Source organism: Streptomyces griseus (assembly GCF_900460065.1).
GTDB classification, from domain to species: Bacteria; Actinomycetota; Actinomycetes; order Streptomycetales; family Streptomycetaceae; genus Streptomyces; species Streptomyces griseus.
The window spans coordinates 67,291-90,275 of record NZ_UAVD01000026.1; the positions used below are offsets into that span (position 1 = coordinate 67,291).

18 protein-coding genes are annotated in these 22,985 nt (G+C 72.4%); 8 read left to right on the forward strand and 10 right to left on the reverse strand.

The window, feature by feature from the left end; genetic code table 11:
* Window positions 1-119: 119 nt before the first annotated feature.
* Together DTB53_RS14240 and DTB53_RS14245 are read left to right on the forward strand one after the other, a co-directional pair.
* Window positions 120-4,961, forward strand: coding sequence for an RHS repeat-associated core domain-containing protein (locus DTB53_RS14240; RefSeq protein ID WP_440862148.1), 4,842 nt, complete (start codon window positions 120-122; stop codon window positions 4,959-4,961).
* A gap of 3 nt (window positions 4,962-4,964) precedes the next feature.
* Window positions 4,965-5,336 carry a DUF6193 family natural product biosynthesis protein gene (locus DTB53_RS14245; RefSeq protein WP_012379903.1) on the forward strand — a complete coding sequence of 124 codons (372 nt, stop codon included), beginning with the start codon at window positions 4,965-4,967 and terminating at the stop codon, window positions 5,334-5,336.
* Window positions 5,337-6,004: 668 nt separating this feature from the next.
* On the opposite strand, the gene DTB53_RS14255 is transcribed toward DTB53_RS14245, so the two are convergent.
* Window positions 6,005-7,015, reverse strand: a complete 1,011-nt coding sequence (locus DTB53_RS14255; RefSeq protein WP_012379905.1) for an Lrp/AsnC family transcriptional regulator — start codon at window positions 7,013-7,015, stop codon at window positions 6,005-6,007.
* Between the two features lie 131 nt (window positions 7,016-7,146).
* Between DTB53_RS14255 and DTB53_RS14260 the strand changes: the two genes are divergently transcribed.
* The 3 genes from DTB53_RS14260 (at window position 7,147) to DTB53_RS14270 (ending at window position 8,958) form a co-directional block, all read left to right on the forward strand.
* Window positions 7,147-7,521 (forward strand): VOC family protein, encoded by a 375-nt coding sequence (locus DTB53_RS14260; RefSeq protein WP_012379906.1) that lies wholly within the window; start codon window positions 7,147-7,149, stop codon window positions 7,519-7,521.
* Between the two features lie 33 nt (window positions 7,522-7,554).
* A complete protein-coding gene (locus tag DTB53_RS14265) occupies window positions 7,555-8,091 on the forward strand; it encodes a DoxX family protein (protein WP_012379907.1) in 537 nt (178 codons plus the stop codon).
* Between the two features lie 387 nt (window positions 8,092-8,478).
* On the forward strand, window positions 8,479-8,958 hold the full coding sequence (locus DTB53_RS14270) for a hypothetical protein (RefSeq protein WP_012379909.1): 480 nt from the start codon (window positions 8,479-8,481) through the stop codon (window positions 8,956-8,958).
* Between the two features lie 42 nt (window positions 8,959-9,000).
* Here the strand turns inward: DTB53_RS14270 and DTB53_RS14275 are convergent, their stop codons facing one another.
* Entirely contained in the window at window positions 9,001-9,690 is a 690-nt protein-coding gene (locus DTB53_RS14275; protein ID WP_042498484.1) for an SMI1/KNR4 family protein, read from the reverse strand.
* Window positions 9,691-9,884: 194 nt separating this feature from the next.
* On the opposite strand from DTB53_RS14275, the gene DTB53_RS14280 reads away from it, so the two are divergent.
* Complete coding sequence (locus DTB53_RS14280; protein ID WP_012379911.1) at window positions 9,885-10,391, forward strand: NUDIX hydrolase; 507 nt, start codon at window positions 9,885-9,887, stop codon at window positions 10,389-10,391.
* 346 nt (window positions 10,392-10,737) lie between these two features.
* Here DTB53_RS14280 and DTB53_RS14285 read toward each other — a convergent pair whose 3' ends face one another.
* From DTB53_RS14285 to DTB53_RS14295, 3 genes are all read right to left on the reverse strand, one after another.
* Window positions 10,738-11,211, reverse strand: a complete 474-nt coding sequence (locus tag DTB53_RS14285) for a hypothetical protein (protein WP_042496651.1) — start codon at window positions 11,209-11,211, stop codon at window positions 10,738-10,740.
* A gap of 122 nt (window positions 11,212-11,333) precedes the next feature.
* The gene (locus DTB53_RS14290) at window positions 11,334-12,107 is read right to left on the reverse strand and encodes a polysaccharide deacetylase family protein (protein ID WP_012379913.1); all 774 of its coding nucleotides are present in this window, start codon (window positions 12,105-12,107) and stop codon (window positions 11,334-11,336) included.
* A 166-nt stretch (window positions 12,108-12,273) separates the two neighbouring features.
* Window positions 12,274-12,492: a DUF4287 domain-containing protein gene (locus DTB53_RS14295; RefSeq protein WP_003967597.1), complete on the reverse strand. Its 219-nt coding sequence runs from the start codon at window positions 12,490-12,492 to the stop codon at window positions 12,274-12,276.
* A 291-nt stretch (window positions 12,493-12,783) separates the two neighbouring features.
* On the opposite strand from DTB53_RS14295, the gene DTB53_RS14300 reads away from it, so the two are divergent.
* Complete coding sequence (locus tag DTB53_RS14300; protein ID WP_012379914.1) at window positions 12,784-13,917, forward strand: NADH:flavin oxidoreductase; 1,134 nt, start codon at window positions 12,784-12,786, stop codon at window positions 13,915-13,917.
* Here the strand turns inward: DTB53_RS14300 and DTB53_RS14305 are convergent.
* The 5 genes from DTB53_RS14305 to DTB53_RS14325 form a co-directional block, all read right to left on the reverse strand.
* Window positions 13,886-14,857 (reverse strand): D-alanyl-D-alanine carboxypeptidase family protein, encoded by a 972-nt coding sequence (locus DTB53_RS14305; RefSeq protein WP_012379915.1) that lies wholly within the window; start codon window positions 14,855-14,857, stop codon window positions 13,886-13,888. The two genes, DTB53_RS14300 and DTB53_RS14305, sit on opposite strands and share 32 nt — an antisense overlap.
* 287 nt (window positions 14,858-15,144) lie before the next feature.
* Window positions 15,145-16,404, reverse strand: coding sequence for a sensor histidine kinase (locus tag DTB53_RS14310; RefSeq protein WP_012379916.1), 1,260 nt, complete (start codon window positions 16,402-16,404; stop codon window positions 15,145-15,147).
* Between the two features lie 16 nt (window positions 16,405-16,420).
* The gene (cseB, locus tag DTB53_RS14315; protein ID WP_012379917.1) at window positions 16,421-17,173 is read right to left on the reverse strand and encodes a two-component system response regulator CseB; all 753 of its coding nucleotides are present in this window, start codon (window positions 17,171-17,173) and stop codon (window positions 16,421-16,423) included.
* A 41-nt stretch (window positions 17,174-17,214) separates the two neighbouring features.
* Window positions 17,215-18,336, reverse strand: a complete 1,122-nt coding sequence (locus DTB53_RS14320) for an endonuclease/exonuclease/phosphatase family protein (protein ID WP_078562755.1) — start codon at window positions 18,334-18,336, stop codon at window positions 17,215-17,217.
* 126 nt (window positions 18,337-18,462) lie between these two features.
* Complete coding sequence (locus tag DTB53_RS14325; RefSeq protein ID WP_012379919.1) at window positions 18,463-22,089, reverse strand: AfsR/SARP family transcriptional regulator; 3,627 nt, start codon at window positions 22,087-22,089, stop codon at window positions 18,463-18,465.
* 256 nt (window positions 22,090-22,345) lie between these two features.
* On the opposite strand from DTB53_RS14325, the gene DTB53_RS14330 reads away from it, so the two are divergent.
* Window positions 22,346-22,909: an SDR family NAD(P)-dependent oxidoreductase gene (locus tag DTB53_RS14330; protein WP_012379920.1), complete on the forward strand. Its 564-nt coding sequence runs from the start codon at window positions 22,346-22,348 to the stop codon at window positions 22,907-22,909.
* Window positions 22,910-22,985: the final 76 nt, after the last annotated feature.

The following is a 22,985-nucleotide window of genomic DNA, read 5'->3' on the forward strand; positions in this document are numbered from 1 at the left end:
AGCTGCCTGCCCGCCCGCGCACGCCCGCTATAAACGATCTTGGTATGACGAGCCAGGAATGAGATCCTGTTCGCATCTGCATTCAGTGAACACAGCTTTGTTCGGGGGGACTTCGCACTGTGGCTGTAACCGTGCCCGATTGGGCCGACACCATGCTTGATCTCATCGGGATCAACTGGCCGAACGTCGACGAAGACGCGTACCGGGACATGGCCGACGCTCTCCGGGAGTTCGCCGACGATGTCGAGGACGACGGTCACCTTGCCAACCAGCACGTGCAACGTCTGCTGTCCTCCGGTAGCGGTGAAGCCCTCGATGCACTCAACGGTCACTGGGGCAAGGTCAAGAACAAGCACGTGAAAGACCTGGCCAGTGGCGCTCGCACGATCGCCGGCGCCCTGGACAACGCGGCCACAGCGATCGAAGCCATGAAGTACGCGGCAATAGTCCACCTGGGCGTGCTCGCCGGCAAGGCGGGCATCTCCATGGCGCTGATACCGGTGACCGGCGGGCTGTCCATGCTCATCGGCGGGGCGGCCATCGCCGTCGCCCAGCAGGCCATCCGCCGGATCATCAAGGAGTGCATGGAGGAGGTCGTCGGTTACATCGTCTCCGCCCTGACCGAGCCGGCCGTCGCCGCGCTGGAGAACATGGCCGCGGACCTCGCCGTACAGGTCGGTGCCAACGCGCTCGGCCTCCAGGACGGCGTCGACATGAACCAGGTCGGCCAGTCGGGCAAGGAAGGCTTCACGGAAGGAGTGGCGGGGGCCAAGGATTCCCTCCAACTCGCCTCGGCCGGTGGCTCCGGCCCCGGCCCCGCACCCGGCAAGGGCGTGCACATCGAGCACGCGGAACACACGCGCGCCGGTACCCAGCTGAACCTGGTCAGCGTCAACGTGCACGGCAGGACCGCGGGCAAGCTCTCCAAGGCCAGGACGTCCCACGGACGCACCCGCGGCAAGGACGACATCGCCGGCGCCCTGGACCCCGTGATCGACAAGGCCATGAATGCGCTCGGCAAGGCCAACAAGGCCATGGGCGACCACGTCGGCAAGGCCCTGCCCAAGGCGGTCAAGGAGATCTCCGACAACCAGAAGAAGATCGAACTGGACATCAAGGAGATGATGTCCAAGGGCGTCAAGGTGCAGAAGGGCGACAAGGAAGACGGTTCGCGCCCCGATGCGCCCCGGAACTCCGCACGCACCAGGGCCGATGCCCTGAAGAACGCCAAGGACGAGCCGCGCCGTAACGCCATCTCGCTGGAGAAGAAGACCTGCGAGAACGACCCGGTGGACGTCGCCACCGGCGAGATGACCCTCCCGCAGACCGATCTGGCCCTGCCCGGAGTCCTTCCTCTGGTCCTTCGCCGGACCCACCTGTCCGGCTACCGCTGGGGCCAGTGGTTCGGGCGTAGCTGGGCCTCCACGCTGGACGAGCGGATCGAACTGGACCCCCTCGGCGGGGGCGCGGTGTGGTCCCGGGAGGACGGTTCGCTCCTCGTCTACCCGCGGCTGCCCCTGCCCGAGGACGACGACGGGGTGCTCCCCGTGGAAGGCCCACGGCTGCCGCTCCGGCACGGAGGCCAGGGCAACGGCGAAACCACCTATCTCGTCTCCGACCCCCGTTCAGGGCTGACGCGTTCCTTCCGCGGCGGCCCCTACAATGCGTCCCCCGCCTACTGGCTCCGGGAGATCGAGGACCGCAACCTCAACCGGATCGACTTCGCCCGCCTCAAGGACGGCAGTCCGACCGCCGTCGTCCACTCCGGGGGCTACCGGGTCGCGCTGGCAGTCGAGGACTCCCGCGTACGGGAGCTGTCCCTGCGTACACCCGACGGTCCCGTCACCGTCCTGCGCTACGGCTACGACCCCCTCGGCAACCTCGACGCCGTCATCAACTCGTCCGGTCTGCCGCTGCGTTTCACGTACGACCCCGACGGCCGGATCACCTCGTGGACCGACCGTAACGACTCCACGTTCCGCTATGTGTACGACGAAGCGGGCCGCGTGGCCCGCACGGTCGGCCCGGACGGCTACCTGTCGTCGACGTTCGCCTACGACGTCCATCCGGTGACGGGCGACCGCGTCACCCGGTACACGGACTCCCTCGGGGCGACCAAGGTCCACCAGTTCAACGACCGGCTCCAGGCCGTCGCGGAGATCGATGCGCTGGGCGGCGTCACCCACCGCAGCTTCGACCGGTACGACCGGCTGCTGTCCCTGACCGACCCTCTCGGGCGTACCACCACGTACACCTACGACGATCGTGGAAACCCGGTCCGGGTCGAGCACCCCGACGGCACCGTCGCCCGGGTCGAGTACAACGAACTGAACCAGGTCGCCGGCGTCACCGGCCCCGACGGCGGGACTTCGCTGCAGGAGTACGACGACCGGGGCAACCCGACGCTCTTCACCCGGCCGGACGGGTCCACCACCCGGCTCACCCACGGCCCGCAGGGCCAGCTCCTCGGAGTCGACGACTCCCTGGGCGCGCTGGACCGGCTGCGCTGTGACGCGGCCGGTCTGCCGCTGGCGGTGCGCGGGCCACTCGGTACGGTCACCCGCTACGTCCGGGACGCATTCGGACGCCCGGTCCGTATCACTGATGCCCAAGGCCGCACCACCGAGCTGGAGTGGACGGTCGAGGGGAAGCTCGCCCGCCGGACGGACCCCGACGGCTCACAGCAGTCGTGGACGTACGACGGCGAGGGCAACTGCGTTGCGCACACCGACGCAGCGGGTGGTGAGACCCGCTTCGAATACACCCACTTCGATCTGGTCTCCGCCCGCACCACGCCGGGCGGCGCACGCCAGGAGTTCACCCACGACACCGAGCTGCGCCTGACCCGGGTCACCAATCCCCACGGCCTGAGCTGGGACTACACGTACGACGCGGCAGGTCGCACCAGCTCGGAAACCGACTACGACGGCCGCACCCTCCGCTACTCACACGACTCCTGCGGCCAACTCCTCTCCCGCACGAACGGACTCGGTCAGACGGTCCGCTACGAACGCGACCGCGCGGGCCGGGTCACCGCCAAGGACGCCGACGGGAGCGTCAGCCGCTTCACCTACGACATCCACGGTCGCCTGGTCTCGGCGATGGGCCCGGACAGCGAGCTGTCGTACGTACGCGACGTCTCGGGCAGGGTCCTCCGGGAGGTCTGCGACGGCCGCGAACTGGTCAACACCTACGACGAGACCGGGCGGCGCACCCGTCGTGTCACCCCGTCCGGTGCGGTCAGCTCCTGGTCCTTCCCGTCCGGTCGCACCGCTGAGCTGACCGCCTCCGGCCACCGGCTGGGCTTCCACTTCGACGGGACGGGTCGCGAGACCGGCCGCCGGATCGGTGACGCGCTGACCGTCGACCTCGCGTACGACCCGGCAGGGCGCCTGGTCGACCAGCTCGTCCGGACGACCGATGACCGGGTCCTCCAGCGCCGCACGTACACGTACGGCCTCGACGGCCATCTCTCCTCGGCCGAGGAGCTGAACGGAGGCCTCAAGCGGCTGGAGGTCTCCCGTGACGGCCGGGTCACCGGCGTCACGGCGGAGAACTGGTCGGAGCAGTACGCGTACGACGAGGCCGGGAACCAGACCAGTGGATCCTGGCCCGGTGCGGGCGATGCCTCCGGGCCGCGCGAGTACGCCGGAACGCGCATCACCCGCGCGGGCCGTGTCCGGTACGAGCACGACGCCCAGGGCCGCGTGATCCTGCGCCGGAGGACCCGCCTCTCCCGCAAGCCCGAGACCTGGCGCTTCGGCTGGGACGCGGAGGACCGTCTGGTCTCGGTCACCACACCGGACGGTACGCGTTGGCGCTACCTCTACGACGCCCTGGGGCGGCGCACGGCCAAGCAACGCCTGGCCGAGGACGGGGCGACGGTGGTCGAGGAGGTGGCGTTCACCTGGGACGGCGACACCCTCTGCGAACAGACCACATCCATGACGGGCTCCCCGAACTCCGTCGCCCTCACCTGGGACCACGACGGCGTGAAGCCGGTGACCCAGGTGGAACGCCGACTCGTGGAACAGGCGGAAGTCGACAGCCGCTTCTTCGCGATCATCACCGACCTCATCGGCACACCTCGTGAACTGGTCGACGAGCAGGGCGAGGTGGCGTGGCGCACCCGTTCCGCTCTGTGGGGCGCCACGTCGTGGAACCGCGACGCCGGCGCCTACACCCCTCTGCGCTTCCCCGGCCAGTACTTCGACCCGGAATCGGGCCTCCACTACAACCGTCACCGCCACTACGACCCCGAGTCGGGCCGCTATCTCTCCCCCGACCCGCTCGGTCTGACCCCGGCCCCGAACGCGGTCACCTATGTCGACGACCCCACGCGGTGGATCGACCCGCTGGGTCTTGCGGGGTGCCCGCACCGGAGCGGGGAGCACAGGCACAGTGTGGTACTGGGCATCAACAAGAAGCCCGACTTCGCCTCGAATTCCCTTGCCGAGCATCTCCGCGCAAACGGTGATCCGGGAGCCCACACCTATAACGGAGACGACTATGCCGGAGTCGAGGAAAGTGGGCCGGTCTGGATGACCAACGTGATGGGGGCCATCGGGGATCGCCGCACCTCTCTGTCGATCACACTCGACGGAATGCCCAACAGCAGCGGCAGGATCGGGAACTGGAGTTCACCCGAGGATATTGTCGACGCTTTCCAGAACGCGGCACGGAATGGAGCTCCGTTCAACACCCTGCACGAGGACAACTACCCGGGCCAAGGCCACGGCACAGCATGGGAGATGAGCGAAGTAGCCTACGCAGTGCGCAATTACGATGGGGCAGCCGCTTGGGGAGACCCGGATGACGAACGTCCTGGGCGACCGTGGGAGGAGATAACGTGGTACACGCGAACCGATGAGGGGGGATACAGAGAAGTCACCGTACCCAAGCCTGACATTCCCGAGATACAACCAGACCTGTCGAACCTGCCGGCACACTTGAGGAAATAAATCATGGCGAGCAACGAAAAGTCCCGAAGCGCGGCAGAGATCGTGGCAGCAGAGTGGTCCGATATCCTGTCCTACGGCAGGGACCTCATCAATCCGGCCGTTCCCCGAGCTGCTTACCAGCACCCGTCGCTGCGCGAGCTCTGGCCCATGGTCAGCCACGGCGTTCTGTATCTGAGCCGGTGCACCCGGTGGCCTTGGACGAACGATGTCGGTACGGCCTACCCGCTGGTGGAGGGTGGATACCGAGTGCGTCGCAGGTCCGACAAGTCCCTCCTCGGCGTGGTCGACACCGTCGAAGAGGCCTACGCGTTGATCGCCGCCAGTCTTCCCGACGGTTGCGGGCCTGCAGTCGACGGAACCCCTGACGATCTGTGATGACACCGTCGGAAGCGGGGATGTATCCCTATGCGCGGTTGATCTCGTGGAGGTGGCGTGGTCCCAGAACATGCCCGCCGAAGGCAGTGACCTGAGTATGAGCGCCCGTGCGGAACTGATCACCGCCGAAGAACCGTGCTTCCAGGAAATCGGCGCCGATGCCTCGCTCCCGCACTGCATGACCATCCGACCTCCGGCCTCTGGCCTCTACAAGCCCCGGTGGCCCCCGCATCGTGGACCTGCCCGCAGGACGCGGCTGGCTCATCCACACCTTCGTGCACCGCCACGCCGATCCGCAGATCATCGTCACCGAAGCCTTCTGAGCCTGACGTCTGCGCCACCGGAGCGTCTGCAGCACACCCGCTCCGGCCCAGAGCCTCAGACAGACCATGCCCATCTCCGTCGACCGAGGTAAAAGCGCAGCTCAGAGGCTCCTCTGCAAGCCAAGCACCGCTGATTCCGAGCTCAGAGCGCGAGCTCGATTCTCGTCTCCCGCTCTTTGATGAAGGCCCTGGTCAGTGATCAGGGCCTTCACCTTCTTCCGAGATCCATGCGGGTCCGTCGCGTGCGTATTCGGGGTCGCCCCGAAATGCGCGTGGATGTCCGAGGCGGGCCCTCTCAGCAACCGAGTGCCTCGGAGCCCCCAGGGCTCGGCGCGCCTGTACATGTCATGCGGTTCGCCGCCGCACGAGGAGTGGGCCGGCGCGTTTGATTCTGCGGCCGGTCAGCGCGGTCTCGACATGGCGGATTCCCTCCAGCGCTCCCAGCCGGTCCGTCAGGTAGTCGTGCAGGGCCGCGGGACTGCTGAGTTCGAGGAAGGCGAGAACGTTGGTCGGCCCGGTCGTCGTGGAGGCAAAGGCGACTTCGCCGTGGGTTGCGAGTTGCTTCCCGACGGCGGCCAGCCGGGCCGGTTCGACATCCAGCCAGCAGATCGCCTCGGCCGTGCGGCCGTAGAGCCGCGGGTCGATCTCGACCTCGAACAACAGCAGGCCGTTCTCGGTGAGATCGTTGACGCGGCGCCGTACCGTGGACTCGGGAGTGGCTGTCAGGTGCGCCAGGGCAGCGATGCTCGTACGGGCGTCCTCGGCGAGCAGGCGCAGGAGTCGTTGGTCCTCCGGAGTTGGTGTGACCCGGGCGTCACGCTCATGGGACATGACGGTGTTCGGGGCAAGTTCGGACTGCTCGTCCAAGGTCAGTGCGCCGAGACGTCCGGCCCAGCCGCCGACTCCGGCCACCGGGGCGAGCAGGCACTGTGCGGTGAGGGAGGAGATGTTCCTCCTGCGGCCGAGCTGGTCGAAGACGGTGCCAGGTCTGTCGACGTCCGCCGGGTCGGCCTGGACGATGCAGGTCAGCTCGGTTCCCGGGGCCATGGAGGCGACCCAGGAGGTGTCCTCACGACCGGCAAGCGCGGCGCCGATCGAGTCGACCGCTTCGGGCATCGAGCGGATCCGGACGAACCAGTCGAGATGACCAAGGCGCCGCGCGTCGGAAATGCCCACGACGCGGAGCGCGAGATGGGAGCGCAGGCGCTGGTAGCGCCGGGCCACCGTGCGCTCGCCGAGGTCCAGCACAGCCGCGATGCGGCTGAACGAAGCCCGCCCGTCGACCTGAAGCGCGTGAATGATCCGCCGGTCCGTGGCGTCGAGCGTGACGCGATCCCCCGTCATGTCCCCTTCCATGGACCTGTTCCACCGATGTGCGCCGATTCTACGTTCGAAAGCTGACCGGAACGCGAGGCTGAGAGCTCGGTTCCGCGGCGCGATCCCTCTGGGCCCACCCGCCGCACTCAGCAGTCTGCCGAGGAGAGAGCATGCTCACTGTCCTGCCCATCCGCTATGTCGCCGACATCGAAGCGTCCCGCAGCTTCTACACCGGGCTCGGTCTGATCTTTCGTTCCGAGGAAAGCGTGCCGGTCTGGGCGCACCTCGCCGCGGGGGCCGGTGCGGTTGGGCTCCACGACGCTTCGGTCTCCAAGGGCCGACCGGCCGGGACGGTGGAACTCGGCTTCTCCACCGACGAGAAGCTGGAGGATGTCGCCGCCCGGCTCACGGCCGCCGGCTACGCGCACGAACTCGTCGAGGAGGACTTCGGGCGCAGCATCCGCGTCACCGATCCGGACGGCGTCGTCGTCCAGATCCAGGAGATCGATACCGACACCATGCGCCGCGCGCAGTCACTGCTGTGACGTCTCGCAGGCCGTTCTGTCGAGAGGAGCATCATGGAACCTCTGATCACCCTGCTCGTCGTGTCCGGCGTCACTCTCGCGGCGAACGCCATGTGGTTCCACCGCGATCGGGGCCTTGAGCTCGCCCTTCGCGCAGGACTCTGCGCTCTGTTCCTGCTGACGGGAACCGTCCACTTCGTCGGCATGCGCGCGGAGCTCATCGACATGGTCCCGAGCCGACTGCCCTTCGCCGGGCTGCTGGTCACGGTGAGCGGGATCCTCGAACTCGCCGGTGCACTGGGCATGCTGGCGAGCAGACTCGTCCCCTGGGCGGGGCTGGGGCTGAGCACCCTGCTCGTGGCCGTGTTCCCCGCCAACGCCGTGTGGGCGCTGTCGGAGCCGAACCTCCCGTGGTGGGACGAGCTGCTCCCCCGCACCGTCATTCAGATGGTGTACCTCGCGGCGACGCTCACTCTGGTACGGCTGACGTCACCGCGGCGGACCCGGCCTGAGGGCCCGGTGGACGGCCCCTGCGCCGAGCCGGACCGGTCCGAGGCCACAGGCCGCCCGCCTCCGCCACGACGCTCCTGAAGTCGCGTGCGCCGCGTCGCGACAGCCACTCACCCGGCGGCGGCCAGACAGGGGACCAGCCGCCTGCCGGCTGGAGTAGCCCGGTTCCGACTCCCTCTGGCAGCCCCGGCTCGACGCCGATCAAGCTCGCGTCTACTGGACGAAGTCATTCCGGCCAGGGGAGTACCGGCAGGGTCGCGGTGAAGGCGGAACCAACGCCTCGTCAGTCGTGCGCTTGATCGTGACCCGGCTGTCGCTCATGCGCACTCCTGCGGCTCAGCCCGCCCTTGACCGCACCAGACTGCGACGAGGGATCGCCTACTCCCACATTCGTCGGCTGCACTGCGCGTTGCCCTTCAGCCCCGACCACCGGACGGGCGGCAGGGCGAAGTTCTAGTCTTTCCTGTCATGGAGTGGATACCGCTGGTCAGTACGGGACTTGGTGCGGCGATCGGGGTCGGCTCCACCTTGTTGGCCGATCGGGCCCGATGGCGCAGGGACCGCGCCGGCCAGGACCTCGATGTGCGCCGGCAGCTGTACGCCGACTACACCGCTGCCCTCTCACGGATCCGCTCGGCCCTCCATGAGTGCGCGCAGGAGGACACCCCGACCGCCGAGCGGACGCGGAGAGTCCGCGAGGAGTTCCTGGCGCCCGGCGCGTACGAGATCCGACACCAGTTGGCCATCGTGGCGCCACCGGAGATCGTGGACGCCGCACGATCCGCGTTCGTGGTCCTGAGGGACACCCGGGACCTGGTCGCGGCGGGTGCCTCGGTCGGCGACGTGGCCTATGCGGAATTGGAGGAGCGGCTCGACGCCGCCGTGGCCGCGCTCCGCGCTGTCATGCGCCTCGATCTCGGGGCGGCCAAGTCGATCACGCGGCGATGACAGGGCCCCGGTGGGACGCCAGCCCGTGGCCGCGGCAGGCTCTCAGCGGTTGTGCGGCAGTCCGGACGGCCCCCTGCGGTCAGCGGCGGCTGACGGTGAGGAAGGACCTGATGGTCCCGTGGGGCTGACGTCCCAGTGGAGCCTCTGCTCCTCATCCACTGCGGGCGTGTGGTTGCCCAGGGGCTGGCTGGTCTCGATCGATGTGGCGATCGCTTCCATGAGCGTCGGCAAGGACGCCCACGCCTCGTGTGATCCGCGCCGAACACCTTCCGTCGCCTCGGCCTGGTGGACGCGCCCCCGGTCGGTCTCGGGGCGGTGGTCCAGGAGCAGGTGGCCTCCGCCTGGCTCCCGCGCGAAAGGGATCAGCCGCGGGTGGCCGTACAGGACTCTGCTGGAGCCGGTCCTCATGAAGTCGTGGTCCACCTCCTCTCCCTCCATGTCCGCTGTTCGCTTGTCGTGGAAGCGCGTGAAGCGTTGCCAGTCAGCCGCCGCCTCTCGTGCGCTCATCGGCCGGTAGGACCCGGGGAGCAGCGAGCACGACGGGTCGACGATGCCGTCGTGCCGCAGCAGTGACGTCACCATGGGCCTCAAGAGCGGTCGTCCGACGGTGCGTTCGGCCGCGGCGATGTCCGCCGGGTTCGCGGGTGGCGCCAGTGCGGCGTAGGTGGCCGGAGCGTGCTCGGCCAGCCAGTTGTCGATGCGCGTCCACGACTCACTGATCGAAGCGGTCATGGCCGGCATCCTGTCATCCGGCGATGGCGGACCCCTGTCTGGCTCCCGCTCCGCGTCATCGCTCGCGGCGCTGGAGGATGTGCGGGATGCGGCGGTCGCGGGGATCTCCTCAAAGGGCCGCTCGGCGTGGTGCCGCGGCGCTCGGTCCGTCGGCCGGGACGTTGCACGCGGCAGGAGAGGGGAAGCAGGGGGACATGGGAGAACTCGTGGATCGCGTCGACGAGCATGACCGGGTCATCGGCGTCGTGGACCGGAGTGAGGCGGTGGCGGCCGGGTGGCTGTATCGCATGTCCATGGTGTTGTGCCGGGACGAGGAGGGCCGCTATCTGGTGCACCGGAGGCCCGAGGAGAGTTCGCGGTTCCCGGGCCAGTACAGCTGGTTGGTCGCCGGCGCGGTGGGGGCGGGTGAGTCGTACGGGGAGGCGGCCGTCCGTGAGCTCCGGGAGGAGATGGGGGTCCGGGCCGCCGTCCGCCCGCTGTTCACGTTCCTGTGCCGGGGCGAGCTGGGTCCGTACTGGTTCGCGGTGCACGAAGCCACCGTGGGCCAGGAGGAGATCCGCCCGCAGCCGGCCGAAGTGGCCTGGCACGGCTGGCTGTCGGCCGCGGGGTTGAGGGAGGCGATGGCCGGCTGGACGTTCGTGTCGGACAGCCGCGACGCCTACCTCCGCTATGTGCGGTTCACCGCGGACCGCCCGCTCTGACGGTGCTCCCGTCAGAGCGGGCCGGCTGCTCCGGCGTTGTTACGTCGCCCGGGCCGGCCGCTCCGGCGGTGCTCCGTCGCCCGGGGCCGCCCGCTCTCCCGGTGTCACGGCTCCCGGGCCGGCCTGTCCCCGCCGCCTTGGCGCCGCGGGTGCCCCGCCGCGAGGAGGGTCCGCTCCACCGCCGCCGGATGACCCGAGCGAGCTCAGCGTCAGGAACGTGTGGGACTCCGCGCCGGCACCGGCCGCGGGCCGACGCCGTCGGCGGGCGGCCGGCGGCCGGTTCTCGATGGGCTTCGCCACCTCTCCGATCGGCGCCGTCCTGGCACGGGGCCCCGGCCGTACGCCGTCAGCCGTGCATGGCGGAGGTGTACGCGAACAGGGCGATCAGACCGGCGACGAACACGATGATCACGCACGAGCCGAGACCGGTGTGCCTCCCCCGCCCGTTCCGTCGCGCGGATCCGCGGGATCGGCGGGGGCGCCGGGTCCGCCCCGAGGCCGCCCGGTCCGGGGCGGGACGGGCCGCGTCGGCCGCCGCGTCGGCCAGCAGGCGCCGGCAGGCCGCGGCGAGCACGCCCGTACCGGCGGAGAGAGGCACCACGGCCTCCGAACGCGCCGGAGCGGTGGTGCCGCCGTCCAGGATGCGACCGGCGCGTACGAGAATCTCGTCCCGGCCGCCCGCCGGAGCGAGGCTGATCCACCGCCGTACGTGCTCACCCCGGATGACCATCCCCCCGGACCGCTCCCGGTACACGGTGTGCTCCCGCCACAGCAGGACCGCCAACTCCTGGGCCGTCTCTCTCAGTTGTGCGCCCACCATCCATCCCCCCACCTCGCGTCGATTCGAACAAGCATCGAACTCTACTGGTGGGCGCGGATTCCGGGGCAGCAGCCCCACCACCGTGGCGATGACGGCCGGGGCAGGTAGGGGCGGGGGCTCGGTCAGCGCACGGGGAACCCGAAGGAGTAGCCCTGATCCGCCAGCCAGGGCAGGACCTCGCGCAGAGCGGCCAGCGTCTGGGAGCGTTCCCCGCCCGCGTCGTGGAAGAGGACGGTCGGCCCGCCCGCGATCTCGCGCTTGACGGTGGCGACCATGGTGTCCGCACCGGGGTGCTCGAAGTCCTTGGTGTCGACGTTCCAGCCCAGCGGTCGCATCCCGTGGGACGCGGCGAGCTGCCGGCTGTACGGGGTGAAGGCGCCGCCCGGGGCGCGGTAGTACTGCGACCGGACGCCCCCGGACGCCTTGACGATCATGGCCTCGGCGTCCAGGATCTGCTGCGCCTGGTAGGCCTCGGACTTGGTGTCCATGGCGGTGTCGTGCGAGACGGTGTGGTTGCACAGCCGGTGGCCGTCCGCCACGACCTGCTTGACCAGGTCCGGATACGCCCGGGCCTGGGTGCCCACCATGCAGAACGTGGCCTTCACGCCCTCGTCCTTCAGCAGGCGCAGCACCTGAGGCGTCCAGACCGGGTCCGGTCCGTCGTCGATGGTGATGTTGACGCCCCGGTCCCCGGCGTCCGAGGCGTGCGCGATGTCCGCCGCCACCTTGGCGGCGGGCCGGTCCCGCTCGTCCGGCGAGGCGACCCCGCCCGTCGGACGCCCCCCGGTCGTGTCGGCCTGCGCGGTCCACACGGAGGTGGCGGCGGCCAGCGCCGTCACGCCGAGCGCCGCCGCGAGGAGCCGGCTGTGCCATGCCCTTCCCTTGTGCTTCGCCATCTCCGCCCGCCCCTTCTGCCGTCTCCACCGATGCCGCGCACCCCTGCTGTGCACGCCTGCTGTGCACCCATCCAGACAGGCGAACCTCCCGGTGGGATGCCTCGGTTACCGTCCGGGGACACGGTTGCAGGCTGTCAGCGACAAACGGGGCCGTCGGGAGACCTGGTCAGCGGGGACCGCCCGCGCCCTCCGCGAGGGTGTGGGCGACCAGGGCGTTGGCGTGCCCGTGGCCCAGTCCGTGTTCGGACTTGAGCCAGGCCACCAGCTCCATGTGCCTGGTCAGCGGAGAGGTCCGGATGAGGTCCTTCCACTCGGAGACCGGGCGGCCGTACTTCTTCTCGATCGAGGGGAAGTAGCTGGCAGGGCCCTTCACGGCGTCGGTCATGGGGTGTCCCGTCTGTCGTGCCCTTCCCGTCCGGAAGGCGTCGGGGGTATGACCGGCGGCGAGCGGTGAATTCATCGGCTCCCGCGAGTGGTTCGGGTCACAGACCCACCCCCGCGCGGCGCGCGGATGAGGGCCCGAACCACCGGAGGCAGACTCCGTTCTTTACTCAGACTTTGCCCGGGTCGGGGTCGGTGCCGGGATGCCGGGGCGGCTCGGGCGTGTTGGGGCCGGGTGGACACCCCCGGCTATCGACAGGAAACCGACGTGACAGAAGTGACAGAACGTGCAGGCGTGACGGCCCACGACGCGCCGACAGGCGCGGCAGCCCGCGCGGCGGACATCCTCTCCCGCCCGTTCACCGTCCGCGGGCTCAGCAGCCGCAACCGGATCGCGATGGCCCCCATGACCCGGCAGTTCTCCCCGGACGGCGTTCCGGGACAGGACGTGGCCGACTACTACGCCCGGCGAGCCGCCGGTGACGTCGGGCTGATCATCACCGAGGGCACCTACGTCGACCACGCGTCCGCGGGAACCAGCGACGCCGTCCCGCGCTTCCACGGCGAGGCGGCGCTCGCGGGCTGGGCGGGCGTCGCGGACTCCGTGCACCGCGCGGGCGGGACGATCATCCCGCAGCTGTGGCACGTGGGCGTCACCCGCACCGAAGGCGCCGGGCCCGTACCGGCCGCCGAGCCGGTCGGCCCCTCGGGTCTGTCCCTGAGCGGCGAGCCCAAGGGGCGCGCCATGACGCAGCAGGACCTCGACGACGTCATCGCCGCCTTCGCCGACGCGGCGGCGAACGCCGAGCGCCTCGGCTTCGACGGCATCGAACTGCACGGCGCGCACGGTTACTTGATCGACCAGTTCCTGTGGTCCGGCAGCAACCGGCGTACCGACGCCTACGGTGGCGACCTGGTCGCCCGGACCCGTTTCGCGGCCGAGATCGTGGCGGCCTGCCGCGCCGCCGTCTCCGACGCCTTCCCCCTCTTCTTCCGGATGTCCCAGTGGAAGGCGGACAACTACGAGGCGAAGCTCGCCCGGACCCCGCAGGAGCTGGACGCCCTGCTCACTCCGCTGGCCGAGGCCGGTGTCGACGTCTTCCACGCGTCGACCCGCCGGTACTGGCTGCCGGAGTTCGAGGACTCCGACCTGAACCTGGCCGGGTGGGTGAGGAAGATCAGCGGCCGGCCGACCCTCACGGTCGGCTCGGTCGGCCTGGACGGCGACTTCTTCAGCGCCTTCCAGGGCAACGACTCCAAGGTCACCGGCATCGAGCAGCTGCTGGACCGGATGGAGCGCGACGAGTTCGACATGGTCGCGGTCGGGCGGGCGCTGATCGCCGATCCCGAGTGGGCGGCGAAGACCCTGCGCGGGCGGACCTCGGACATCACCCCGTTCACCGCGGAGATGCTGAAGACCCTGCGCTGAATTGTGGGTCCCGCCCCGGCGCCCGTGCCCGGTCCGCCGCCGCCGGGAGGTCCGCGCGGATCGCGGCGATCAGGGCGCGGCTGGCCTCGTGGGCGGCGGCGCTGCCCTCGGTGGGGTCGGTGCCGGCGCGCTGGTGCAGGACGACTCCGAGGATCAGGCGGGAGGCTCCGGCGACCTTCTGCGTGGTGGCCCAGACGAGGTTGCCGCCCGCCGGGGTGGAGGAGCCCGTCTTCAGGCCGATGACCCCGTCGCGCCCGAGCAGCTTGTTGGTGTTGCGGAAGGTCGCCCCGGCGCCCGGGGCCGTGACGGAGGCCGTCGCCACGACCTGCCGGAAGACCGGGTCCTTCATCGCGGCGCGGGCCAGTCGCAGCTGGTCGTCCGCCGTGCTCCTCGTACTCGTCTCCATGCCGCTCACCCCGGTGTACGTGGTGGCGCGCATCCCGAGGCCGGCGGCGGCCCGGTTCATCTTCGCGACGAACGCCTCCTCGTCGCCCGCGTCCCAACGGGCAAGCAGGCGGGCTACGTTGTTGCCCGAGGGCACCATCATCAGCTCCAGCAGCCGTCGTTGGGTGTACTCCTTCCCCGCGAGCACGGGGGCGGTCGTCTCGACGGAGGAGTACGACTCGTCGGCCGCCCGCCGGTCGGCGACCACGGTGGCGCCGTGGGAGTCCGCCCGCATCGGGTGGCCCTTGAGGATCACGTAGGCCGTCATGACCTTGGTGACGCTGGCGATCGGGACCGGCTTCTGCTCGCCCCGGGTGCCGAGGCTGCCGATCCCCTCGACCGTCACGCTCGCCTGGCCCTCGCGCGGCCAGGGCAGGTGCAGCGACCTGGCGAGCGGCGCCACCTTCTCGCCCGGGGCGTCGGCGGGGGCCGGCCCGACCGTGGAGCTGCCGCCGCCGGCCGCGTACCACCCGCCCGTACCGACCAGGAGGGCCACGGCCGCGGTCAGCGGTACGAGGACCGAGCGGCGGAGTCGGAAGCGGGAGCGGGAAGGGGAAGGGGAAGGGGAAGGGGAGAGGATCCGGAAGCTGCTCCTGGCGGCCGGGGAGGGGACAGGTTCGGCGGGGGCACGTTCGGCTGGGGCACGTTCGGCTGGGGTGTCGGGCATGGGCTCCTCCAGGTGACCGGTGCGGTTTCCCGTACGTCTGTCACCTTCGAGGAGTCGTTCTTCCGCACCCGTGCGGCACCGTTTCCGCTCCCGCGAGAGTGCGTATCGGTTCCGTATCAGGCGGTCGGGCGCGGGGCCAGGTCGAGGGTCGCGAGTGCCCCGCCGTCCGGGGCGTTCGTGAAGGCCAGCCGCGCTCCGAGCACCTCGGACTGGCCCTGGGCGACCGTCAGGCCGAGACCGTGGCCCCGGCCGCGTTCGCTCGCGCCGGTGCGGAAGCGCTGCGGGCCCCGCTCCAGCAGGTCGGACGGGAAGCCGGGCCCGTGGTCGCGTACGGCGATCCGCGCCCCGGTCACGGTCACCTCGACGGGGCCCGCGCCGTGCCGGTGGGCGTTGGCGACGAGGTTGACCACGATCCGCTCGACCCGGCGCGGATCGGTCTCCACCTCCTCGGCGGCCCCGACGTCGACCCGGGTGTCCGTGCCCGTACGCCGCACCACGTCGGCGACCAGCTCGCCCAGCGGAACCGGGTCGAGGCGGGCCAGTTCGACGCCCGCGTCGAGGCGGGAGATCTCCAGCAGGTCCTCGACCAGGGCGTTCAGGGCCCGCAGCCGGTCCCGTACGAGACCGGTCGCCTCGTCGTCGTCGGGCAGCAGCCCGGCGGCGGTGACCAGGCCCATGAGCGGGGTGCGCAGTTCGTGCGCGACGTCGGCGGTGAAGCGCCGCTCGGTCTCCAGCTTCTGCTGGAGGGCGCCGGCCATGTCGTCGACGGCCGCCGACATCTCGGTGATCTCGTCGCGGGCCCGCCCGGCGGAGCCGATCCGCGCGTCCAGGTCGCCGTCGGCGATCCGGCGGGCGGTACGGGCTCCGTGGCGCAGCCGCCGGTTGATCGGTTCGGTGGCGAGGGCGGCGAGCGGGACGACGAAGACGAGGGCGGCGAGAACGGATTTCGCGATGCTGCGGTCGAGCAGTTGGAGGCTCCGGACCTCGGCGCTCATGTCCTCCCGGACGACGAGGATCCGGTCGTCGCCGACGGCCGCGGCGCCCCACATCCAGTACCAGTTGGGCGGGTCCACGTCGTACCAGGTGGCGTACCCGCCGTCGGTGGCGGGGCGGCGTTCGGCGAGGTCGCGCGCCAGCGCCTCCGGCAGCTCGGCCCTGGTCCGTACGTCGATGTCGGCCGGCGCCTTCCCCGTACGGTCGAACTCCCGCTCGGCCGCGATCAGCCGGGTGAGGGTCCGGTCGTGGCCGAGGCGCAGCCCGCGCTCCCGCGTCGCGTCGTGCACGAGGAACCCGACCACGGCCGCGACCGCGCAGCACGCGGCGGCTGCCAGTGCGGCGATCTTCCAGCGCAGGGCGCGGGGGTTGAGGAAGCCCATCGGGTGCGTCGGCCGCTCAGCCGCGGACGAGCTTGTAGCCGAAGCCGCGGACGGTCTCGATCCGTCCGCTGCCGATCTTCTTGCGCAGCCGGAGCACGCACAGGTCCACCACCCGGGTGTCGCCCTCCCAGCCGTAGTCCCACACCTCACGCAGGAGGCGGCGGCGGTCGAGCACCGAGCCGGGCGCGGCGGCGAACTCCAGCAGCAGGCGCAGCTCGGTCGGTGTCAGCGACACGGGCTCGCCGGCCCGGCTCACCTCCATGCCGAGGGTGTCCACGCTGAGGTCGCCGAAGACCAGCACGTGGTCGGCCCGGCCGGAACTGCCGGCGGCCGCGGGGCCCTCCGGGTCCGGGCGGAAGGTGGCGCGGCGCAGCAGGGCGCGGATCCGGGCGACCATGACGCCGGTGTCGACGGGCTTGATCACGTAGTCGTCGGCGCCCGCCTCCAGGCCCGCGACCACGTCGAGGGCGTCGCCCCGCGCGGACATCATCAGGACCGGGACGGGGCTCTCCTCGCGGATCCGCCGGCACAGGCCGATGCCGTCCAGCTCGGGCAGCATCACATCGAGGATCAGCAGGTCGTGCGCGCCTGCCCGGAAGGCCTCCAGGCCGTCGAGCCCGTCGGCGGCCACGTCGACCCGGTAGCCGTAGCGTTCCAGGGCCAGTTGGACGGCGCGGCGGATCGTGGCGTCGTCCTCGACCACGAGCACGCTGACAGGGGCCGGGCCCCGGGCTTCGGACACGCTGCCTACCTGGGCGTTCGAGGTCATCGGTCGCTCGCATCGTAGTCGGGGGCGGGCGGCGTAGCGGGTCACGGGCCCAGCGTGGCCGCCACCGGAAGGTGGTCGCTGCCGGTGGCGGGCAGGGTCCAGGCGGCGCGCGGGGTCATCCCCCGTACCAGCACGTCGTCGATGCGGACCACGGGGAACGCGGCGGGCCAGGTGAACCCGAGGCCGTCGCCCGCCTCCCGCTGCGCGGAGCGCAGCTGCGAGGTCACGGGGGCCAGCGCGCCGTCCAGGTACGTTCCGTTGAAGTCGCCCAGCAGTACGACCCGGGGCGCGGGCTCCGCCCGGAGCGCGGCGGCGAGCTCCCGGGCCGCCGCGTCGCGCCGGTCCGTGGTGAACCCGGCCGCCGAGACCCGTACCGACGCCAGATGGGCCGCGTACACGGCGACGGGCCCGTCGGGGGTCCGGGCCGTGGCGCGCAGCGCGCGGGTCCACGGCATGATCGGCACCGCCTCCACGTCCGACAGCGGGTACCTGCTCCAGATGCCGACCCCGCCGATCACCGCGTGGTGCGGGAAGGCGGCGGCCAGTTCGCGGGAGTAGACGGTCGCCGACGCGTCGGACAGCTCCTCCAGCGCCAGGATGTCCGCGCCCGCCCCGACGAGTGAGCGGGCGGTGCCGGCCGGGTCGGTGTTGCCCTCGTTCACGTTGTGGCTGACCACCGTCAGGCCGCCGCCGCCCGAGCGCTTGTCGGTGAGCGCGCCGCCGAAGATCGTGGCCCAGACGACGGCGGGCGCGAGCACCGCGACGGCCGCGGTCCGGGACCGGCGTACGGCGGCGAGGACGAGGAGGAGGGGCACGCCGAGGCCGGTCCAGGGCAGGAGTGTCTGGAGGAGGCTCCCCGCGTTGACCCCCGTGTTCGGGACCCACGCGTGCAGCGCCATCGGTACGGCCCACAGCACGGCGACGACGGCGAGCAGCCGGCCCGGTCGGCGGAGGCCGCGCGGGCCGGCGTCCACCGTCGGGCCGTGGACGCCCGGGGGCTCCTGGCCCGCCACCGCCTCGTAGGCGCTCACCGTTTCTCCGGGGCCCACCGCCTCACGGCGGCCCGATGCTTCACCGGGGCCCATCGCCTCACGGCGGCCCGACGCCTCGCCGGGGGCCGACGCCTCACGCGGGCCCGGGCCGCCCTTCCGGGTGCTCTGCACAGCACGGGTCTCCCCACCTCATGTACACCGGAGGTCGGGTACGCCCCCAGCGTCCGCGAGCCGTGCTTCCAACCGGTCAGCGCACTGCTTCGGGGACCGCGCGGGTCTGTTTCGGTCGTGTGTCGGTCAGCGTCCCGGAAGGGATCCGCCGGCCCGGCGCACGGCCTCCTCCGGGTCCAGCCGGGCCCCCCTCCCGTACGCCTCCGTGAACGCGTCCGCTCCCAGCGTGGCCCTGACCCCGGCGGTGACACGGTCGACGTCGGCGCGTTCGGCGGGCGGCAGCGGGGCCCCGGCCCGTCGCCGGGCCGCCGCCGCCGCGCCCAGCAGGACGGCCGCCCGGGTGGCGGCGGGGGCGTCGCCGAGCAGCGCGGCCGCGCCTGCCAGGCCCTCCAGGGAGAGGGCCAGGGCGCGGGGCTCCGCGAGGGCGCGGGCGATCTCCAGGCCGGCCAGGTGGTGGGCGGCCGCCCCGTGCGCGTCGCCCCGCAGCTCGGCGACGAAGCCGAGCTCGGCCCGGAGCAGATGGTCGCCCGCCCGCGAGGAGACATCGGCGTGGCCGTCGCGGATGCGCAGCAGGTGCCGCTCGGCCCCGTCGAGGTCGCCCGAGCGGCGGGCCCCGAGGGCGAGGCCCATCTCGGAGTGGATCTCGCCGTACTTGTACCCCTGTTCGGCGGCGATCCGGCGTGCCTGTTCGTGCAGCTCACGGGCCCGGTCCCAGGCGCGGGCGAGCAGGGCGAGCCGGCCGAGCCCGGAGAGCCGCGCGGACACTTCCGCCTCCAGCCCCCACTCCCGGGCCAGGCGCAGCCCTTCGTGCTGGCGGCGCTCGGCGTCCTCGTACGCTCCCTTGATCTCGGCCAGCGCGGCGAGCGGGGACACGGTCTGCAACTCGCCCCACCGGTCGCCCAGTTCGCGGAAGATCAGGGCGCTGCGCGTACCGTCGCGACCGAGACCGTCGAGGTCGCCGGAGCCCAGCGCGAGCATCGCGCGCAGGCCGAGGGCGGCTGCGATGCCCCACGAGTCCTCCGCCGTGGTGAACAGGGACAGGGCCCGGGCGTTCAGCTCCCCGCTCCCCGCCGCGTCACCCGCGCTGAACAGGCCGTACGCGCAGAGCCAGAGCGCCCGGGCCCGGCGCACGGGGTCGGGGATCGCCGCGGCGACGAGGGCCGTGTCCGTACCGGGGCCGGGTCCGGGGCCGGCCGCCGTGGCCGCCACTGCCGCGGGATCTCCCGTGAGCAGCGCGAACGCGGTGTGCAGGAGGGCGAGTTCGGGTGGGCCGTCCGTCACGGCCAGCACCGCGCCCAGGCTCCGGCGGGCCTCGGTCAGCCGGCCGCGCAGCAGCCACCACCGCGCGAGTGCCGTGGCCAGCCGGACCGCCTCCGCCGGCTCCCCCGCCGCCGCCCTGCGCACCCCTTCGTCGAGCGCCGTCCGCAGGTTGCCGGCCTCGGCGTCCAGCCGGGCCAGCCAGGGCCGCTGCCCGGCCCCGCGCAACCGCGGCTCGGCCTCCTCGGCCAGCGCCCGGTAGTGGCGCAGATGGCGGTCCCGTACGGCGGTGAGGTCCTCCATCTCGTGGAGCCGCTCGGTCGCGTACGCGGCGACGGACTCCAGGAGCCGGTAGCGGGGGCCGACGGGCCCGTCCACCACGACCACCAGGGACCGGTCGACCAGCCGGGTGACGAGGTCGAGCACCTCGTCCCGGGCCACGCCGTCCCCCGCGCAGACCGCTTCGGCGGCGGCCAGGTCGCAGCCGTCGCTGTGGGCGGCCAGGCGGCGCAGCACGATGCGTTCGGGCGCGCTGAGCAGCTCCCAACTCCAGTCGATCACCGCCCGCAGCGTCTGCTGGCGGGCCGGAGCGCCGCGCTGTCCGAAGGTGAGCACCCGGAAGCGGTCGTTGAGTCGCCCGGCCAGCTCCCGCACTCCCAGGGCCCGTACGCGGGTGGCGGCGAGCTCCAGCGCCAGCGGGATGCCGTCGAGGCGGCGGCAGATCTCGGCGACGGCCCGGCGTTCGGGCTCGGCCGGTGCTTCCGGGTCGCGGGGGAAGCCCGGGGTGGCGGCGGCAGCGCGCTCCATGAACATCCGGACGGCGTCGGCGGGCGGCAGGGGCTCGACCAGGAACATCGCCTCGCCCGCCAGGCCGAGCGCCTCCTGTCCGGTGGCGAGGACCCGCAGGCCGGGGGCGGTGCGCAGGAGCAGCTCGGCGAGTTCGGCAGCCGCGTCGACGACCTGCTCGCAGTTGTCCAGGACGAGGAGGGTGCGCCGGTCGCGCAGGGCGGCGGCTAGGCGGTGCGGGAGGGAGGGCGTGGCGGACCCGGTGCCGGGCAGCGAGCTCGGGGCGTCGTCGCGGATGCCGAGGGTGGCGGCGACCACCTGGGCGAGGTCGGCGGGGGTCCCGGCGCGGATGCCGGAGAACTCCACGAGCCAGGCGCCGTCGGCCAGTTCACCGGGGCGGGCTCCGTCCCGCTCGGTGGTGGCCGCCGCCACGGCCAGCCGGGTCTTGCCCACACCGCCGGGCCCGGTGAGGGTCACCAGTCGTGCGTCCGCGAGGAGTCGGGCCAGGTCGGCGAGCGCCTGCCGACGGCCGACGAGGGGGGTGAGGGGGACGGGGAGGTTGGAAGGGACGGGTGCGGGGGCCGGGACAGGGGCCGGGCCGGAGGCCGGGGCGCGTGTCGCGTCGGGGGCCGGGGCGCGTGTCGCGTCGGGGGCCGGGGCTGAAGCGGGGCCCGAGGTGGGAAGCCGACCCGGAGCGGCGGCCGAGGACGGCGTCGGAGCAGGATCAGGAGCGGCGGCCGAGGACGGCGTCGGAGCCGGGGCAGAGGTAGGCGCAGGAGAGGCGGCCGGGTGTGGCGTCGGGGCCGGGGCGGCGTCCGAGGAGGGAGCCGACACGGAGCCGGCAGCCGGGGCGGCGGCCGGGGATGAAGCCCGGACCGGCGCGGGGGCAGGACCGGCGGCCGGGGAGGGAGACGGCCCAGAACCGGCAGCCAGGGCTGAGGCGGGGCCGGTGACCGCCGGGTACGAACCCGCGCTCAGCCCCGGCTCCTGGCGCAGCACCGCCCCGTGCAGGGCGGCCAGTTCGGGGCTCGGGTCGACGCCCAGCTCCCCCACCAGCCGGGTGCGCAGCTCCTCGTACGACGCGAGCGCCTCGCTCTGGCGGCCCGCCGCGTACAGGGCTCTCATCTGGACGGCGCGCAGGCGTTCCCGCAGCGGGTGGAGCGCCACGAGGTCGGCGAGCTCCCCGGCGAGGAGTGCGTGGTCCCCCGCCTCCACGCGCGCCTCCGCCTGCTCCTCCAGCACCGAGAGCCGCTGCTCCGCGAGGCGTTGGGCAGCCGCCCGTAGGAAGAGGCCGTCCGCGAAGTCCGCGTACGCCGGTCCTCGCCACAGCTCCAGGGCCTCGGTGAGCAGTGCGGCCCGTGCGCGCGGGTCGCGGACCGGGCGGGCCCGCCTCACCAGGGCCCGGAACCGTTCGGCGTCCACCTCGTCGCCGTCCCCGTCGAGCCGCAGCCGGTAGCCGGGGGGCTGGCGGACCACCCGGTCACGCCCGATGACCCGGCGCAGTTGGGAGACCTTGGCCTGGAGAGCGCCCGACGGCCTGCCCGGGGGCGCGTCGCCCCACAGGTCGTCGATGAGGCGGTCGGTGGAGACCGGGGCCCCGTCGTGCGCGAGCAGATCGGCCAGCAGGGCCCGGACCTTGGCTTCGGGGACCCTGACTTCCCGTCCCTCGCCGTCCCACACCACCAGTGGCCCGAGCACCCCAAACCGCATGGTGGCCACCGTACAGGGCCCTCGGACCGGCGCTCCGGCCCATCGGCCGCCCCGGCACCGGATCGGCCACCATCGCGCGTGGTCCCGCCGCCCGTTCCCACCCGGCCCTGCCCGGTCGCGCCCGGCCGCACCGCCCGGTCCGTCGGTCGTCCGAAGCTTTCCCGAAGGTTTCCCGAAGTGCCCGGGCGCAGAGTCGTCCCCGCCGGTGGCCCTGTTCCACCGGCGGGGAACGGGCGGCCCGGAGGGAGCGGCGACCATGACCAAGTACGCGCGCAGAAAGGCCCTGGTCGCCGGTGAGGCGACCGGCATCGGGCTGGCCATCGCCAAGCGCCTCGTGGAGGGCGGGGCGACGGTCCTGCTGACCGCCCGCACCGAGGAGGAGCGCGTACACGCGGTCGCCGAACTCGGCTCCGCCGCCCGCGTCGTCACACCGTCGGCCGTGTCGGCCGCCCTGGCGGGGGGCGGCGGGTCCGGCTTCCCCGCCGGTGGCGTCGATCTCCTCTTCGCCGACGCGATCCCCACCGCGCGCCCCCTGCTGCCGCACCTCGCGGACGGCGGCTCGATCGTGCTGACCGCGCCCACCCCGTGTCCCGACGCCGTGCGGGCGCTCGCCGCGGAACTCGCCTCGCGGGGCATCCGCGTCAACGCGGTGGCTCCGGGCTGTATCGAGTCGCCGGGCTCGGCCGCCGTGCCCCTGCCGCCGCTGGGGCGGCTCGGGGCGGCCGAGGAGGTGGCGCGTGCCGCGCTGTTCCTCGCCACGGAGGCGACGTTCACCACGGGGGCCCGGCTCCCCGTCGACGGCGGCCTCGGCCGCCCGTGAACCCGCGCCCGCCGCCGCACACCGGCCCGCGGCCTCTCCGTCCCGCTCTCCCGCCGCCGTTCCGCCTCCCCCTCCC